The following is a 13,815-nucleotide window of genomic DNA, read 5'->3' as shown; positions in this document are numbered from 1 at the left end:
CCCCAATAATCGAACCCGATTCCCTTGAGCAGAACCATCAGCACTATGACCATCACCGTCGCACTGGCAGGCAACCCCAACTGCGGCAAGACCACGCTGTTCAACGCCCTGACGGGCCTGCATCAGAAGGTGGGCAACTGGCCGCGCGTCACCGTCGAGCGCAAGACCGGCACATTGCAGCACGCACCCGACACGACCGTGGTGGACCTGCCCGGCGTCTACTCGCTCTCCCCGGATTCGCTGGAGGAGCGCATCAGCCGGGACTACCTGGTGAACGACCCGCCGGACGTGATTGTGAACGTGGTGGACGCCACCACGCTGGAACGCAATCTGTTCCTCACGCTGCAACTCTTGGAACTGGGCATACCCGTGGTTGTGGCCCTCAACATGATGGACGAGGTGGCCAAGAACGGCGAGTTGATCGACCTCGAGAAGCTCTCCGCACGCCTCGCCTGCCCGGTGCTGGGCGTCAGCGCCCTCAAGCGCACCGGCCTCAAAGACCTGGTCAAGGCAGCGGTCAGCGCTGCGGCCACCAGCGCCTTCCCCAACAGCGGCGGCCCGTGCCGGTTCAGCCAACCGATCGAGGACGGGCTTGCCTGGTTCCAACAACGCCTGGACGGCCTGATCGAGCCCAGGTTCGCCAGGTTCGCGGCCATCAAACTGCTGGAACGCGACCCCCGCCTGCCCGAGTCCCTCACGGAGATCGCCAACGCGGGCGAAGCCGCGATAGCGGCAACGGAGCGGGCCCTGTCGGACGACGTCGAAAGCGCGATAACCGAAGAACGTTACGTGTTCTTGGGGGCTTTGCTGGACGGCATCGTGAACCGGCGGGACGAACGGGTGGACTGGTCGGACCGGATCGACGCGGTGGTGACCAACCGATGGCTGGCGCTGCCGATCTTCGCGGCTGTGATCTTCCTCACCTACTACATCGCGGTGACCACCGTAGGCACTTTCGTCACCGACTGGGCGAACGACGGCGTGTTCGGCGAAGGCTGGAGCCTGTTCGGGTTGGCGGACGTGCCCGGCGTGCCCGTGGCGGTGGGGAACCTGCTGGACTCGCTGCGGGTGGCGCCGTGGCTGAGCGGGTTGATCCTCGACGGGATCATTGGCGGGGTGGGGGCCGTGCTGGGGTTCGTGCCGCAGATGATGGTGCTGTTCGCCATCCTCGCGTCGCTGGAGGCGTGCGGGTACATCTCGCGGGTGGCGTTCATCCTGGACCGCGGGTTCCGGCGGTTCGGGCTGTCCGGGAAGAGCTTCATCCCCATGCTGATCTCGACCGGGTGCGGGATCCCCGGGGTGATGTCGTCCCGCACCATCGAATCCGAATCCGACCGGCGCATGACCATCATGACCACCACCTTCATGCCGTGCGGGGCCAAGCTGCCGATCATCGCGCTGGTCGCGGGGGCGGTGTTCAACGGCGCCTGGTGGGTCGCGCCGAGCGCCTACTTCGTGGGTGTGGGCGCGATCATCGTCTCCGGTTTGATCCTGAAGAAGACCAAGCCGTTCCGGGGCATACCCGCGCCGTTCGTGATGGAACTGCCGCCGTACCGGTGGCCGGTCCCCACAGCTGTGTTGCGGGTCATGTGGGAGCGGAGTTGGTCCTTCATCAAGCGGGCTGGCACCATCATCTTGCTCTCGGCGGTCGCGGTGTGGTTCTTGTCCTCGTTCGCGTTTGAGGGCGGCCGGCTGGTCATGGTGGAGGACTTGGGCAACGGCATGCTCGCCTCCCTGGGCCGGTCCATCGCGTGGGTGTTCGCCCCGCTCGGATTCGGGACCTGGGACGCCACCGTCGCAACACTGACCGGGCTGGTGGCCAAGGAGAACGTGGTGGGCACGCTGGGTGTCCTGTTCGGCTTCGCCGAGGTCACGGAGGACGGCTCCGAGATCTGGGCCAACTTCGCCGCCACCTTCACGCCGCTGACCGGCTTCGCGTTCCTCATCTTCAACCTGCTGTGCGCGCCGTGCTTCGCCGCCATAGGCGCCATCCACCGCGAGTTGAACAACACGCGCTGGACCTGGTTCGCGATCGGATACCAGACCGCGTTCGCCTACTGCGTGGCGCTGCTGGTCAACCAGTTCGGGCGGCTCTTCACCGGCGGCGAATTCGGCGTGGGCACTTGCTTCGCGGTCGCGGTGCTGGCCGTGATTGTGTTCTTGGCGGTCCGCCCGGTTCGCGAACCCTCCGAGCCGGACCGCCAGGACCCGCTCGACCCGACCCGCGAGTTGCAGGGGGTCTAGCCGATGGGCCAGGGGACAAGCCTGCTGGGCACATTGCTGGTCGGGACGCTGGTGTTGGCCCTCGTGGTCGGGGTCGTGGTGAAACTGGTCCGCGACAAGCAGGCCGGGCGCCGTTCTTGCGCCGCGGGCTCCTGCGGCGGCTGCCCGTCAAACGCCGATTGCGGCGTCCCGGCGGATTCGCGGCCGACTGCCCACCGCGCGTGCCAAACCCCGCCTCCCGGCCGGACCGCGCTCGGCTTCCCCCAGGTCAAACCCTCTTCGGGCCCCCCGGACTGATCACTGCGCCCTTTGCTGGCCCGCCAGGCGTCCAAATTGGCCTGAAACGGCCCCAACCCCCGTAAGGTCAATCCGGCCACCCCTCCCCGCCCCGGACCCGGAGCCTCCAGCCACCCAAGCCCCGTGACCTGGGCAGACGGGCACATCAATGTCATGTCTCGGGGCCACCGGAGTTTGGGCAGACCCGGACGGGGCGGGGGCCTGGCTAGGGGCGGGGCTCGCGGAGGAGGAGGATTCGCCGCGCCCCCGCGCCGAGGGCCAGCGGCAACACCGCGAACAGCGCGTATTGAACCGCCACGTTGTCCAGCAGGGGGACCTTCCACATGATCGCCAGCACCGCGACTGCCCAACCCAGGCTCGCCGGCCTCAGCCCGGCCAGCTTCAGGCGGTCGGCTCGGCCGTCCGCGGTGGTGGCGCGTGGCGGCCACGGGCCACCCCAGATGATCCCCGTCATGAACGCCATCGCGGCGCACAACGTCAAAAAGGCCGCCCAGGCCGCTCCAGCCATCATCACGTCATCTCCAGGCCCGGTCCGCGAGGAGACACCGGCTCCCGCCTCGCTTCCGCGTCACAAACCCAGGTCAGCCAGTCCGAACAGGTAGTAGTAAGGGAGGCCGAGGGCCTCGATCTTGGCGCCAGCGCCGGTCGACCGGTCCACGATCACGGCCACGGCCGCGACTTCCGCGCCCGCTTCCCTTAGGGCCTCAACCGCCGTGATCACCGATCCGCCAGTGGTGGAGGTGTCCTCGACCGCGACCACGCGGCGGCCCGCGACGTCCGGGCCCTCGATCCGCCGCTGGAGCCCGTGCGCCTTGGCGTCCTTGCGGACCACGAAAGCGTCCAAGTCCAGGCCGCGAGCGGCGGCGGCGTGAAGCATCGCCCCGGCCACCGGGTCCGCGCCCATGGTCAGGCCGCCGGCGGCGGCGTAGTCCTCGCCCGCCACCAGCCCGCGTTCCTCAAGCAGGTCAAGCAGCAGGTGGCCCACCAGCGGCGCCGCCAAATGGTGCAACGTGACGCGCCGCAGGTCAACGTAGTAGTCGGCTTCCCGGCCGGACGCCAAAGTGACCCGCCCGCGAATGACCGCCAACTCCGCCACCAGGCGCCGCAGTTGTTCCCGCCGGTCAAGCGCCGCGAGCGCAGCCAAGTCGGTCGCCCCCAGTCCGCCGATGCCGTCCGGCCCGCCAGCGACTCCGGCCACGCCCGCAGCACCCACGCCAGCCAAGTCAGTCGCGCCCGGTCCGCCGACGCCGCCTTCCCCGCCAGCGGCGTCAAACGCGCCATCCTCCGGCGTCCTCGCATTCACGCCAGTCAGCCCGGCAGGGTCAGGCGCGCCGACCGCGCCCGCGTCGGTCATCGGTCCTCCACCCCGCTGATCGCTCGCACCAGGGACCTTGGCAGCACCCGGGCGATCTGCCCAATGACCCCGTACCGCAAAGACGGGGTCGAAAGGACAGCGCCGCGGCGGACGTCCGACAGGGCCCGCGAGACGACATCGGCGGCGGAAAGCCACGCCACGGATGGGTAGGACAGATAGTCCAAACCCGCCCGAGCGTGAAACTCCGTGCGCGTCAACCCCGGCAACAGCGCCGTCGCGGTCACCCCCGTGCCCCGCAACTCGACCGCCAGGCCTTCTGTGAAGGTCTTGACCCAGGCCTTGTCGGCGGCGTAAACGCCGGAAGCCAGGTAGGCGGCGACAGAGGACACGTTGAGGATGGCCCCGCGTCGCCGCTCGACCATGGCGCGGGCAGCCTCGTGCGACAACACCATGACCGAGTGGACCATGACTTTCTCCATCGCCGCCAAGTCGCGCAGCGAGGCTTTCAAGAAGGACTGGCGCACGGCGAACCCGGCGTTGTTCACCAGCAGCCCGACCGGCCGCGCCGGTTGGCGCACACGCGCCACCACTTTGCCGAGGTCTCGTTCCTTGGACAGGTCGGCTGGCAGGACCTCGACTCGCACGCCGGCCGCCGAGCGGATCTTCGCTGCCACCTGCCCCAGACGCTCCTCGTCACGCGCCACCAACACCAGGTTGTGCCGGACAGTGGCCAATTGCCAGGCGAATTCCTCGCCCAGCCCAGCGCTCGCCCCCGTGATCAGTGCTGTACCCATGAGCCCAGCCTACTTGGCTGGTCCCAAGACGCCACCTACCCTGGGGTCATGCGGATAGCCACTTGGAACGTCAACTCGCTTCGCGCCCGCCTTGACCGGACTCTGAATTACCTGCAAGAACACCAGGTGGACGTGCTGGCCTTGCAGGAAACCAAAGTCAAAGACGAGGCGTTCCCGTCCCAGGCGTTCGAGGAGATCGGCTATCAGGTGGCGCGTTCCGGCTTCAACCAGTGGAACGGGGTGGCGGTGGTCTCCCGCGTCGGCCTGGCCAACGTTCAGACGGCTTTGCCTGGTCAACCCGCTTTTGCCAAGCCTGGCACCGAACCGCAGGTGGAGGCCCGCGCTTTGGCCGCCGATTGCGACGGGGTGACCGTTTGGTCGCTGTACGTGCCCCACGGCCGCGGCCAGAACGACCCGCACATGGCCTACAAGTTGCGCTTCCTGAGGACCCTTGCCGACGATGCCGCCTCCTGGCTCGCCGCCAACCCCTCCGCCCAGATCGCTTTGGTTGGGGACTTCAACGTGGCGCCCCTGGACACCGACGTGTGGGACCCGGCCGCATTCGAAGGCCTGACCCATGTCTCGCCCGCCGAGCGCGCGGCGTTCGCCGCCCTGGCGGAGGCGGGTTTCCGCGAGGTCACCCGCGAGCACCTCCCCGCCGAGCATCTGTACACCCAGTGGGACTACCAGCAACTGCGTTTCGCCAAGGACGAGGGCATGCGGATCGACTTCGCGTACTGCTCGCCCGCGTTGGCGGACCGGGTGACCTCGGTCGCCATCATCCGCGACGAACGCAAAGGCAAGGGAGCCTCCGACCACGTCCCGGTCGAGTTGACCATCGCTTCTGGCCCGCTCCTCTAGCGCGCCCGCGTAGTCCCTGACACGCCACCGTCAACGCTCCCATGGCCCTGGCCCGCTCCTTTAGCGCGCCCGCGTAGTCGCTTGGCGGGGTCTTCTCCGTTTCGGCGTCAGCGCGCCCAGGGCGTCCCGCCGCGTGCAGGGGCATCGGAAGCCAAAGCGGCTCGGCGCACATGTCTGCTCCGAGCAGACCACGGGCGGGCTGGCGGTCCATAGGCTGACCTTCACCAGGCCACCGGGCCCACCGAAAGGAGACGAATCATGACCCACAAGTCAATCCGGCCGTTGGCGGTCGCCGTGGCGGTGGCGACCGCCTGCTTGGCCGCCGCCGGATGCGGCAGCCAGGCGGCCGACGACCAAACACCCGTCGAGGAGCAGACAACGCCAGCTAAGACGCCCCAAGCCAGCCCGAGCGAGGCCAGCCCTGAAGAGCCCGAGTTGACGGCCTCGCCGTCTGGAGAAACCACGCTCGACGGGCTCGAAGTCAGCTGGCTGCACTACACCATGGCGTTTTCCCGAGTCACCGACAATCCGGAGCAGTGGAACGGCACCATGGGCTTCACGCTGGTCAACGACGACGTGGCAATGAACATAAGGTTCGTTGACACCTCGTTCCCAATTCAAGGCAAGTTGCTTAGGGTTGTCTTCGATTACCGTGGCGGTTCAAAGGTCGGCGACGCTTTCGACTTCCGCCTGAAAGACCTGAGAGATGCGGTCAAGAAGGACCCGATCAGGCTCATTGACGGCGCGGGCAACACTTACGACGTGGTGATTGTGGGCAGCGGCCCCGCGTACCAGTCTGATGCGCAGGAGCGGTTGTATTTCGGCTTCGACGTGCCGGCTGATTCAAAGATTGAGGACTTCCGAATCGACACCGGCTCTGGCGACCAAGTAACCCTGGCCCCATTGTTCCCCACGCAGGCGCCTTAGCGGCTGTCTGGGGAATTGACGGGGCGCGGCGTGCTGGGCCATGGCACCCCCGTTGGCGGGTCGCGGGTCACGTCGCGGTCGAGTTGACCGTCGCCTGACGGATCATTCACGGACGCCGGGTAAGACCGGATTCCGGATCGGCTTCTTTCCTTTCAGCTCAGGTCTCCGGCCTTGTAGCGGTCGTAAAAGGCAGTTAGCTTGTCAAAGGCCGCGCTGTTCTGATCGACATAGGCCTGCTCAAGTTCAAGCTGCACGGCCCGATGTGTTTCAAAGTAGTTCAACGGCTCGCGGCACTGAAAGTCGGCTACGGCGATCGCGATCTCGGCCGGCGATCCAACTAGGGAACGCTCGTCATCCGGGGTGTCGGAAATCCCGAAGTTGTACCAAGAATCTCCGACCTCGCCGTCGGCTTTAGTCGCCAAAGCGAGGCTGTAGCCAGCGTTAAGATCAATGTTGTCGACTGAGTAATAGCCACCCTCAGCCAATTCGCTGTACCCAGCTTTGACCATGCAGGAGTACCACTCGAGAGACAAGTCGCGTACGCGTTGATCGTTGAACACGTCTTCGAGCGCCACGCGATTCATGCCAAGCACCAACGGGCCGAAATCGACCCAAAATTGACGGGCGACTGACAAGTCACCCAATTCCGGCTCGGGATGCCGCTCGTTCGCCAACGTGAGGCAGCCGGGTAACGCGCTGGGATCCGGCTCTTCATAAACATCTTGGCCACCCATAGCCAGATCGTAGGCCTCGCGCGAGTCAGCCGAAAGCGATTCCCGATACTCCTCATTCGCCTGAGCTCCGGGCAACGCCTCACCCCCGCTTTCGGTTCCTCCCGCCGGGGCCCTCAAGCCATACCCTTCGGCGCGGACCCGCGCAAGGTCATTCGGCAACCCGTTTACAGCGATCACGTCTACTCCATCCACAAAGAACAACATGGATGCCCCCGCTTCTTCCGGTTCCCAATCACCCGGGAAGTAGTCGAAACCTCGCTCGCGCATGCAACCAGCGATGGAATCCTCGCGATCCCGCTCCCATTCTCGGATCCTGGCCTCCTGCGCGGCGGTGTATTCCGGCAGACGCATCAATTCAACTATGCCCGGCAAATGCGCGGAGAAAGGTGAGCCCTCCAGGACTTCGAGGCTGCCCGTGCCCGAGGCACTGGGACCGGCAGTTGTGCTGCCAGCAACCGGACTGCTTGTCGTCTCGGCTTCGTTTCCGCCTGAGACGCAACTCGCCAAGACGCAGCAGCACACGACGACTGCTGCGAACACCCGTACTCGACCCATCGGTGCCAACCTAGCCATTCGCGGCGAACCCCCATTGCTGACGCGTGGTACCTGGTGCGACCAAAATCTTCCTTCCCACGGGATGGCAGCGCATTCGAGCGGGCCAACGCCTAGACCGCCTTCCAATTCTCACTTGCCGCGAGGCGACCCGCGCAAGAAGAGCCGTTAGGGTTCTTTCATCCTAGAGGCTAAGGCAGCTGCTTCGGGCGGGGTACCGAGGGTGTCCGGGGCCCGTGACGTCCGATAGCTCTTGGCGGCGCGGACGCGTCAAACCCACCTCCCACCAGGGGCCCGGAGCTGGCCCGTTTTGCTTCCCCAGGCCGCGACTCGGGCTGCCGTCGGCTTGGCTTCCGCCACCTTTCCAGGTACGTGTCGACCATCGCCGTGAGGGCGTCCATCATTGACGCTCCGAAGGATTCCCTCGGGTCGCCGCCCGCATTCGTCGGGCCCCACAGCCGACCGTCCACCCAGGCACCGCGCCCACCTCCGTTGGCTGAGTCGCTCTTCTGCCGACGGGTGACAGCCGTAGCGACGGCCAGGCGCTTCTCCAACCGCACGCCTGTTGTCACGGGCCCCAAGCCGTTGCGAATACCCTTGACTCATGGCCTTGACGGCGAATTCGGCGGCGCCCCGCGTCACCACCCCAGAACCGCCGCGCCTGGTTTTGCCGTCGCAACCGTTCGGCATCGGCGCGTTCACCCCATTTCCGATGGCCACACTGGCCGCGGGCTTCGACAGGATCAACCCCGCCGCCGATGCCGTCGCCCCCGCCCCGCAGCCCCCCCAACGTCCCGCTCCCGCCCGTCGACAGCCGGCCGCCCCGCCCAGGCCCCAGGCTTCGGCCCAGAGCTATGCGCAGCCTGGTTACGCGGCTGGTGGGGCCTGGGCGCCACCGACGCAGCCGCCGCCGGCTGCCGCGCCGCCCATGCCCCTCCCGCCAACAGGACGGCTGCCCATGACGTGGGGCCCGCGCCCAACCCAGCCCGCGCGGATGCCGGCCCAGAGCTACCCGCAGCCGGGCTACGCCGTTGGCGGCGCTTGGGCGCCCCCAACCCAACCGGCGGCGGCCGCCGCGCCGCCCATACCCATGCGACCGGCCAGGGCGCTGCCCATGGCCTGGGGCCCGCGCCCAACCCAAGGCCAGGCGAGGCGGCCCGGCCAATTTCAATCGCGCCCGCAGCGGCCCGAGCCGCCCTCAGCCTTCGGGGCACCCGCCCCGGTCGATCCGCGCCGGAACCCCATGAAGACGCAGCCAGCCCAGCAGTTCTCCGGCTACCGGCAAACCCGACGCCCGTCCCGAACCAGCCCCGCCACGGGCCTGGTCGCCTTGATCTTCCTGGCCCTGTTCGTTCTCGCCTTCTTGTCCTCGCTCTAACTCCCCACGTTTGGGCCCTGTGGTGCCAGTCGGACGGCATCGGGCGCTGGGATCCCGCGTGACTTGGCGGGCCCGAACCTGCGAGATTGCTCCGCAGGTCAACGCGAGCGGGTGCCGAGGAGGGCAAGGGGCATGGCGGCAGAACTGAAAACCCTTTATTTGGACGACAAGACCGCCATCCCAGACGACATCCGCGAATCGGGGGTCGAAAGCCTGTGGCTGCGGGGTCAATGCGTCTTCGACGCACCGGAAGCCGTCACCCAAGCGGCGGCCATCAGGGAATTGCACCTATCCTACTGGGCGCGGGACTTCATCCCCCGGCCGGCGCCGGAATGGGTGTTCGAATTGGAGGGGTTGGAACGCCTCTATTTCAACGTCAACAGATTCTCGGGAATCGGCGACGGGATAAACCGCTTGACGAGCCTTGTGGAATTGGACTTCGGCTGCTCGCTGTCAGATCTGGAGCACTTTCCGGATCTGTCCGGCCTGGCGCAACTCAAGTCCCTGGCCGCGAGCGGCGAAGCCGTGCAGGGCCAACGCCTCCCGCGCCATTCGCTGTTCCCGGAGGTGCTGGAGGGCATAAAGGGCTTGAGCCAACTCACGACCCTTGACCTCTCCTTCTGGAAACCGAGCAGAAAAGCGGATTGGCTGGTCGGCGAGGACGGGCGGCGCTCGATCCCCGACGTGTTTGACCGCCGCCCAAACCTGGAGGATCTGCACCTTTACGGCATGGGACTTGACGTGCTCCCCCGGAGCATATTGGCGCTGCCGCACCTGAAGAAGCTGAACATCCGAAACAACCCCATCAGCCGCGACGAGGTCAAACTCGTCATAGCGGGATTGCCTGGCTGCCGAATACACAGCGACGTGCTCGACTACAAACCGCGCAAGCGCTAGCCCGCGGATCCGACGCCCGTGCGGAACCAGCCGCCTTCCACTCCCCGCAGGATTGAATCCAGCGAAATGTCATCACGGATGCGATCTACGCCGTCACGGTGCTCAAACGCCTCGATGATCGCGCCTCTCACACCGCCGAGTTCGCCGCGGACGCCGAACTGGGGCCGACCGCTCGCCGAAACCACAGATCCGTCCAGATGAGCGGCGTCACAAGCGCTGGCCACATGTAGCGAGTCGAAGCCGTTGCCCAGATGGTCCCGCACCTGGGGCGCAAGTTGCCAGCGGACCGGTCATCCGGCCGGCCTCGTGGCTGGTAATCTGGCCGCCGGGGGATCATGACATCGCCGGCGCCCGCAGAAGTCTGCGGCGAATGCCCCAACAGCGGAGGGAATGGACATTGTCGTTGCTCGGAGGACTGCCGGGCGCCCCCGGAAAGGCCGGCGCCGAGGACCGGAACAAGCTTTATCCCCTTGCCTGCGAACTCTTCAGGATGGGCGCGATAGCCGAGGCCTACCGGATTTTCAAGGACTTGGAGCGTGAGCACCCCGCCGTGCTTTTCAACCTTGCCTTGTGCCACATGGCGGCGGATCAAGTTGAGCGGGCGATGAATTACCTGGACCGGGCGCTGTCGCTGGCCAAGAGGAGACAGTTGGGGAACCGCCCAACCCCAAATGAGACTTACCGGTTGTTGGCGGCGCGGGAGCAGTTAAGCGATTACAGGGTGCCCATGCCGGAAGACGCGCCGCAGTTCGCTCCCGAATACGCGCAGGACGCCATCCGGCGGCTGTTAGTCGACTGTTGCGCCGAACTGGGGCTTTGGGACCGTGTGCGGACGTTGGCCGAAGCCCTCAAGCCAAGACGGTACGCGAACGTGGAACAAGCCCTTGCACGGGCTGGGGAATAAGGGGAAACCGATCATGGAATACCTCGATATCCGCATGGCCTACGGCGCCCTGAGAGACGGCCAAAAGACGGCGGCGGAAATCCTCACGATGTACCAGGCGACGCCGGACAAGAAGGCCGCACATCAGAATGGCGACACCTTGCTGCACCTGGCCGCGGCCAACTTGGATCTTGGCGCCGTGGCCTACCTGTTGGGCGAGGGCTGCGACCCCAGCGCGCTAAATGACTCCGGCCACACGCCACTGTGGATGGTGGCCAAATGCCGGGAATTGACGCCCGACGTGCCCAAGAACACGGTCTACGATCTCACCGCAGCGCTTCTGAACGCCGGGGCCAGCCCCATGAAAAAGGACGGGGACGGGCGCTGGTGTTATCTGGAGGCAGCCCGCAACGGCAACGGAGAGTTCCTGGCAGCGCTGTTCGACAAGGGCGCACGGATCACCCGAACTGACGGCGACGGCAACAACGGCCTGCACCTACTGATCGAGTCGCTATCCGGTTGCGTCAACGATTACCAACAGGCGCAAGAAAAATACGAGAAAAGCGTCCGTGAAAACGCGGACCCCGCCACCGTGGAACACCAACGAAAGCGGGCGGAAGACTTGGCAGCGCGGATGGAGTACCGGGTCGGCATCGCCCTCCGGGGAGTCAAGGCGTTGCTCGACGCGGGCGTTGACCCCGAGGACAAGAACAACATGGGCGAGACGGCCCACCTGCTGGCCGAACGCCGGGGGGCCAAAAGGATCGGCGCGCTGCTGCGCGGGGAAGTCACCGGAGACGAAGCCTCCTCCGGCCAAGACGAGGACGCGGACGCCGCCCTCCGCCTGAAGGCGGGCGGCCTGACGCTGCATCAAGCGGTGGGCAAATCAGATGAGGAGGCCGTCCGGGCGCTGGCCGGGCTTGGCGCCGACCTTGATGAGGTCGACGACATTTTCGGGTACGGGGAGGGCACGCCGCTCGCTTTGGCGTGCTGGAAATGCGACCTCCCTATGTGCGAGTTGCTGCTGGAACTGGGGGCCGACCCGAATGTCCGCGCGGGCAACGGCACAACCGCTCTGTCGTGGTTGTCCGCCTCCCATAATCCCCGCGAGGTGCGGAGCATTTTCGCCGAAAACTGGCCCGCCAGAATCATCGCCGCGATGGTCGCGGCCGGCCTGGACATCAACGCCGCGGTGGACGACCAGTCCAACACGCTCTTGACCTTCGCCCTGCGGGACAGCCGCGACTTGGACATGTTCACTACGCGGGAGACGCTTCGCTGGCTGATTGTGGACGCGGCGATCGCCCACGGGGCGGACGTCAACAAGACCAACGCTCACGGGCAGACGCCGCTGATGCTGGCCTCCAAGGGCAACCCCAAATTCGACATGAGAATGGCTGACGAAATCCAGCTTCTGCTCCTGGAAAACGGTGCCGACGTCGGCCCGAAGGATAGGGACGGCAACACCGCGCTGCATTACGCGGCCAGAAACGGCGGGGCGGCCGCCGCCAAGGAGATGGCGGAAAACCTCTTCGACTACGGCTCGCCCACTGTGGACGCCGTCAACAACGCCGGCAAAACCGCGCTGGATTATGCGCAGGCCAGCGACAACGAACTGCTGGTGAGATTTCTGCTGGGCAATATGTGACCGAAAGGATTGACCCCAATGGCCTCCAACATGGACAACATCTTCCTGAGCGCCTGCAAGAACGCCCAAAAGGGCGTGGTGCAGGCGATGCTCAAGAAAGGCGACGTGGACGTGGACAAGCGGGACGGCATCGGGAACACGCCGCTGTTCTACGCCTGCCTGAAGGGTGCCCGTGACATCGTCAAACTTCTGCTCGACGCGGGCGCGGACGCCTCGCTGGCCAACAACGCGAGCCTCACTCCGCTGCACGCCGTCGCCCGAAGCGCGAACAAGGACATTGTGCGAATGCTGCTGGAAGCGGGAGCGGACGTCAACGCCACCGACAAGGAGGGCAAGACGGCGCTGATCCACGCGGCCGCGAACGGCCGCAGCGAGATCACCCGCCTGCTGCTGGAGCACGGCGCGGACAAGAGCATCAAAGACGAGGACGGCCAAGGCGCCATCGACTACGCCGCCGCCGGCGGGCTCAGGGACGTGCTCGCGCTGCTCGCCGATTCGGGTCACACCGACAATTTCGGAAACACAACCCTGCACCAGGCGTGCCTCAACGGCCAAAGCGAAGTGGTGGCCGGCCTGCTGAAAACGGAAGGGGTTCAAGTCGACGGCCTCAACGACGCGGGCGACACGCCGCTGCTCTTGGCGGTGCGCGGGGAGAACATCCACATCACCGAAATGCTCATCAAGGCGGGCGCCGACGTGAACCTGAAGCACCTTTCCGGCAACTCCCCGCTGCACCTGGCCGCCGCCCTGGGCAACCAATTCGTCGGCAAAGCGCTGATCGGCGCCGGAGCCGACATCAACGCCCGCAACGCCGAGAGCGAGTCCCCGCTGATCTTGGCCGCGATGCGCGGCAAGAACGACTTCACCGCCATGCTTATCGAGGCGGGCGCTGATCTGGGAGCGGTCGACAACGACCAGCACAGCGCCCTGCATTACGCCGCAGAGGCGGGGTACACCGAAATCGTGGAACAACTCCTGGCCGCAGGAGCGGAAAACTAAACGAAGGGCGGCCACCGCGAATCCTTGACCCGGCGCAGGCGGTATTGCCAGCAGCCTGTCCCGGTGCCCGCGCAGTGCATTTGACTGAGCCTGCGCGCCATATTCGCTGTACCGTCGTCGTAACTGGTCAGGTGGTCTGGGGTAGGTATGGCTGCCGGGTGAAGACGCGGGTGAGTGCGTCGAATCCTTGGACGCCGTTCTTGGCGGCGGTTGACAGGTAGGAGCGGAGGCGGGCGAATTGGTTGGCGCCCTCGGCGGTGCGCAGCCCGCCGGACACTTTCATCCGGAGCTTCGCCATCCGCGGGTC

At 66.2% G+C, this 13,815-nt stretch carries 15 protein-coding genes; 9 read left to right on the top strand and 6 right to left on the bottom strand.

The window, feature by feature from the left end:
• Positions 1-45 precede the first annotated feature (45 nt).
• Positions 46-2,244: a ferrous iron transport protein B gene (feoB, locus tag LBC97_13200; protein ID MDR2566982.1), complete on the top strand. Its 2,199-nt coding sequence runs from the start codon at positions 46-48 to the stop codon at positions 2,242-2,244.
• A gap of 3 nt (positions 2,245-2,247) precedes the next feature.
• Complete coding sequence (locus LBC97_13195; protein ID MDR2566981.1) at positions 2,248-2,520, top strand: FeoB-associated Cys-rich membrane protein; 273 nt, start codon at positions 2,248-2,250, stop codon at positions 2,518-2,520.
• Positions 2,521-2,725: 205 nt separating this feature from the next.
• On the opposite strand, the gene LBC97_13190 is transcribed toward LBC97_13195, so the two are convergent.
• The 3 genes from LBC97_13190 to LBC97_13180 are packed head-to-tail and all read right to left on the bottom strand — an operon-like array spanning position 2,726 to position 4,629.
• A complete protein-coding gene (locus tag LBC97_13190) occupies positions 2,726-3,034 on the bottom strand; it encodes a hypothetical protein (protein MDR2566980.1) in 309 nt (102 codons plus the stop codon).
• Between the two features lie 54 nt (positions 3,035-3,088).
• A complete protein-coding gene (gene pyrE / locus LBC97_13185) occupies positions 3,089-3,874 on the bottom strand; it encodes an orotate phosphoribosyltransferase (protein MDR2566979.1) in 786 nt (261 codons plus the stop codon).
• Positions 3,871-4,629 carry an SDR family NAD(P)-dependent oxidoreductase gene (locus tag LBC97_13180; GenBank protein MDR2566978.1) on the bottom strand — a complete coding sequence of 253 codons (759 nt, stop codon included), beginning with the start codon at positions 4,627-4,629 and terminating at the stop codon, positions 3,871-3,873. Before LBC97_13180 ends, pyrE begins: the two co-directional genes overlap by 4 nt.
• A gap of 48 nt (positions 4,630-4,677) precedes the next feature.
• Here LBC97_13180 and xth point away from each other — a divergent pair, with 48 nt between their 5' ends.
• Positions 4,678-5,490 carry an exodeoxyribonuclease III gene (gene xth, locus LBC97_13175; protein ID MDR2566977.1) on the top strand — a complete coding sequence of 271 codons (813 nt, stop codon included), beginning with the start codon at positions 4,678-4,680 and terminating at the stop codon, positions 5,488-5,490.
• Between the two features lie 258 nt (positions 5,491-5,748).
• Complete coding sequence (locus tag LBC97_13170; GenBank protein MDR2566976.1) at positions 5,749-6,417, top strand: hypothetical protein; 669 nt, start codon at positions 5,749-5,751, stop codon at positions 6,415-6,417.
• Between the two features lie 152 nt (positions 6,418-6,569).
• Here the strand turns inward: LBC97_13170 and LBC97_13165 are convergent, their stop codons facing one another.
• The gene (locus LBC97_13165) at positions 6,570-7,502 is read right to left on the bottom strand and encodes a hypothetical protein (GenBank protein MDR2566975.1); all 933 of its coding nucleotides are present in this window, start codon (positions 7,500-7,502) and stop codon (positions 6,570-6,572) included.
• Between the two features lie 805 nt (positions 7,503-8,307).
• On the opposite strand from LBC97_13165, the gene LBC97_13160 reads away from it, so the two are divergent.
• Both LBC97_13160 and LBC97_13155 read left to right on the top strand, forming a co-directional pair.
• A complete protein-coding gene (locus LBC97_13160; protein ID MDR2566974.1) occupies positions 8,308-9,081 on the top strand; it encodes a hypothetical protein in 774 nt (257 codons plus the stop codon).
• A gap of 132 nt (positions 9,082-9,213) precedes the next feature.
• Complete coding sequence (locus LBC97_13155; GenBank protein MDR2566973.1) at positions 9,214-9,978, top strand: hypothetical protein; 765 nt, start codon at positions 9,214-9,216, stop codon at positions 9,976-9,978.
• Here the strand turns inward: LBC97_13155 and LBC97_13150 are convergent.
• The gene (locus tag LBC97_13150; GenBank protein MDR2566972.1) at positions 9,975-10,202 is read right to left on the bottom strand and encodes a hypothetical protein; all 228 of its coding nucleotides are present in this window, start codon (positions 10,200-10,202) and stop codon (positions 9,975-9,977) included. The genes LBC97_13155 and LBC97_13150 overlap by 4 nt on opposite strands.
• Positions 10,203-10,348: 146 nt before the next feature.
• On the opposite strand from LBC97_13150, the gene LBC97_13145 reads away from it, so the two are divergent.
• The 3 genes from LBC97_13145 to LBC97_13135 are packed head-to-tail and all read left to right on the top strand — an operon-like array spanning position 10,349 to position 13,508.
• Entirely contained in the window at positions 10,349-10,882 is a 534-nt protein-coding gene (locus tag LBC97_13145) for a hypothetical protein (GenBank protein MDR2566971.1), read from the top strand.
• Between the two features lie 13 nt (positions 10,883-10,895).
• Positions 10,896-12,509, top strand: coding sequence for an ankyrin repeat domain-containing protein (locus LBC97_13140; protein MDR2566970.1), 1,614 nt, complete (start codon positions 10,896-10,898; stop codon positions 12,507-12,509).
• 18 nt (positions 12,510-12,527) lie between these two features.
• Positions 12,528-13,508 (top strand): ankyrin repeat domain-containing protein, encoded by a 981-nt coding sequence (locus LBC97_13135; GenBank protein MDR2566969.1) that lies wholly within the window; start codon positions 12,528-12,530, stop codon positions 13,506-13,508.
• Between the two features lie 127 nt (positions 13,509-13,635).
• Here LBC97_13135 and LBC97_13130 read toward each other — a convergent pair.
• On the bottom strand, positions 13,636-13,815 hold a 180-nt coding region (locus tag LBC97_13130), incomplete at its 5' end, for an IS66 family transposase (GenBank protein ID MDR2566968.1).

The organism is Bifidobacteriaceae bacterium, from assembly GCA_031281585.1.
Classification (GTDB): Bacteria; Actinomycetota; Actinomycetes; order Actinomycetales; family WQXJ01; genus JAIRTF01.
The sequence above is the reverse complement of the archived record's forward strand: the minus strand, read 5'-3'. Positions and strand labels throughout refer to the sequence as shown.

Excerpts from the sequence above, each read along its gene's own strand:
- feoB (MDR2566982.1), top strand. The coding sequence starts at position 46 with ATGACCATCACCGTCGCACTGGCAGGCAACCCCAACTGCGGCAAGACC.
- LBC97_13195 (MDR2566981.1), top strand. The coding sequence starts at position 2,248 with ATGGGCCAGGGGACAAGCCTGCTGGGCACATTGCTGGTCGGGACGCTG.
- pyrE (MDR2566979.1), bottom strand. The coding sequence starts at position 3,874 with ATGACCGACGCGGGCGCGGTCGGCGCGCCTGACCCTGCCGGGCTGACT.
- LBC97_13180 (MDR2566978.1), bottom strand. The coding sequence starts at position 4,629 with ATGGGTACAGCACTGATCACGGGGGCGAGCGCTGGGCTGGGCGAGGAA.
- xth (MDR2566977.1), top strand. The coding sequence starts at position 4,678 with ATGCGGATAGCCACTTGGAACGTCAACTCGCTTCGCGCCCGCCTTGAC.
- LBC97_13170 (MDR2566976.1), top strand. The coding sequence starts at position 5,749 with ATGACCCACAAGTCAATCCGGCCGTTGGCGGTCGCCGTGGCGGTGGCG.
- LBC97_13165 (MDR2566975.1), bottom strand. The coding sequence starts at position 7,502 with ATGCGTCTGCCGGAATACACCGCCGCGCAGGAGGCCAGGATCCGAGAA.
- LBC97_13160 (MDR2566974.1), top strand. The coding sequence starts at position 8,308 with ATGGCCTTGACGGCGAATTCGGCGGCGCCCCGCGTCACCACCCCAGAA.
- LBC97_13155 (MDR2566973.1), top strand. The coding sequence starts at position 9,214 with ATGGCGGCAGAACTGAAAACCCTTTATTTGGACGACAAGACCGCCATC.
- LBC97_13145 (MDR2566971.1), top strand. The coding sequence starts at position 10,349 with ATGCCCCAACAGCGGAGGGAATGGACATTGTCGTTGCTCGGAGGACTG.
- LBC97_13140 (MDR2566970.1), top strand. The coding sequence starts at position 10,896 with ATGGAATACCTCGATATCCGCATGGCCTACGGCGCCCTGAGAGACGGC.
- LBC97_13135 (MDR2566969.1), top strand. The coding sequence starts at position 12,528 with ATGGCCTCCAACATGGACAACATCTTCCTGAGCGCCTGCAAGAACGCC.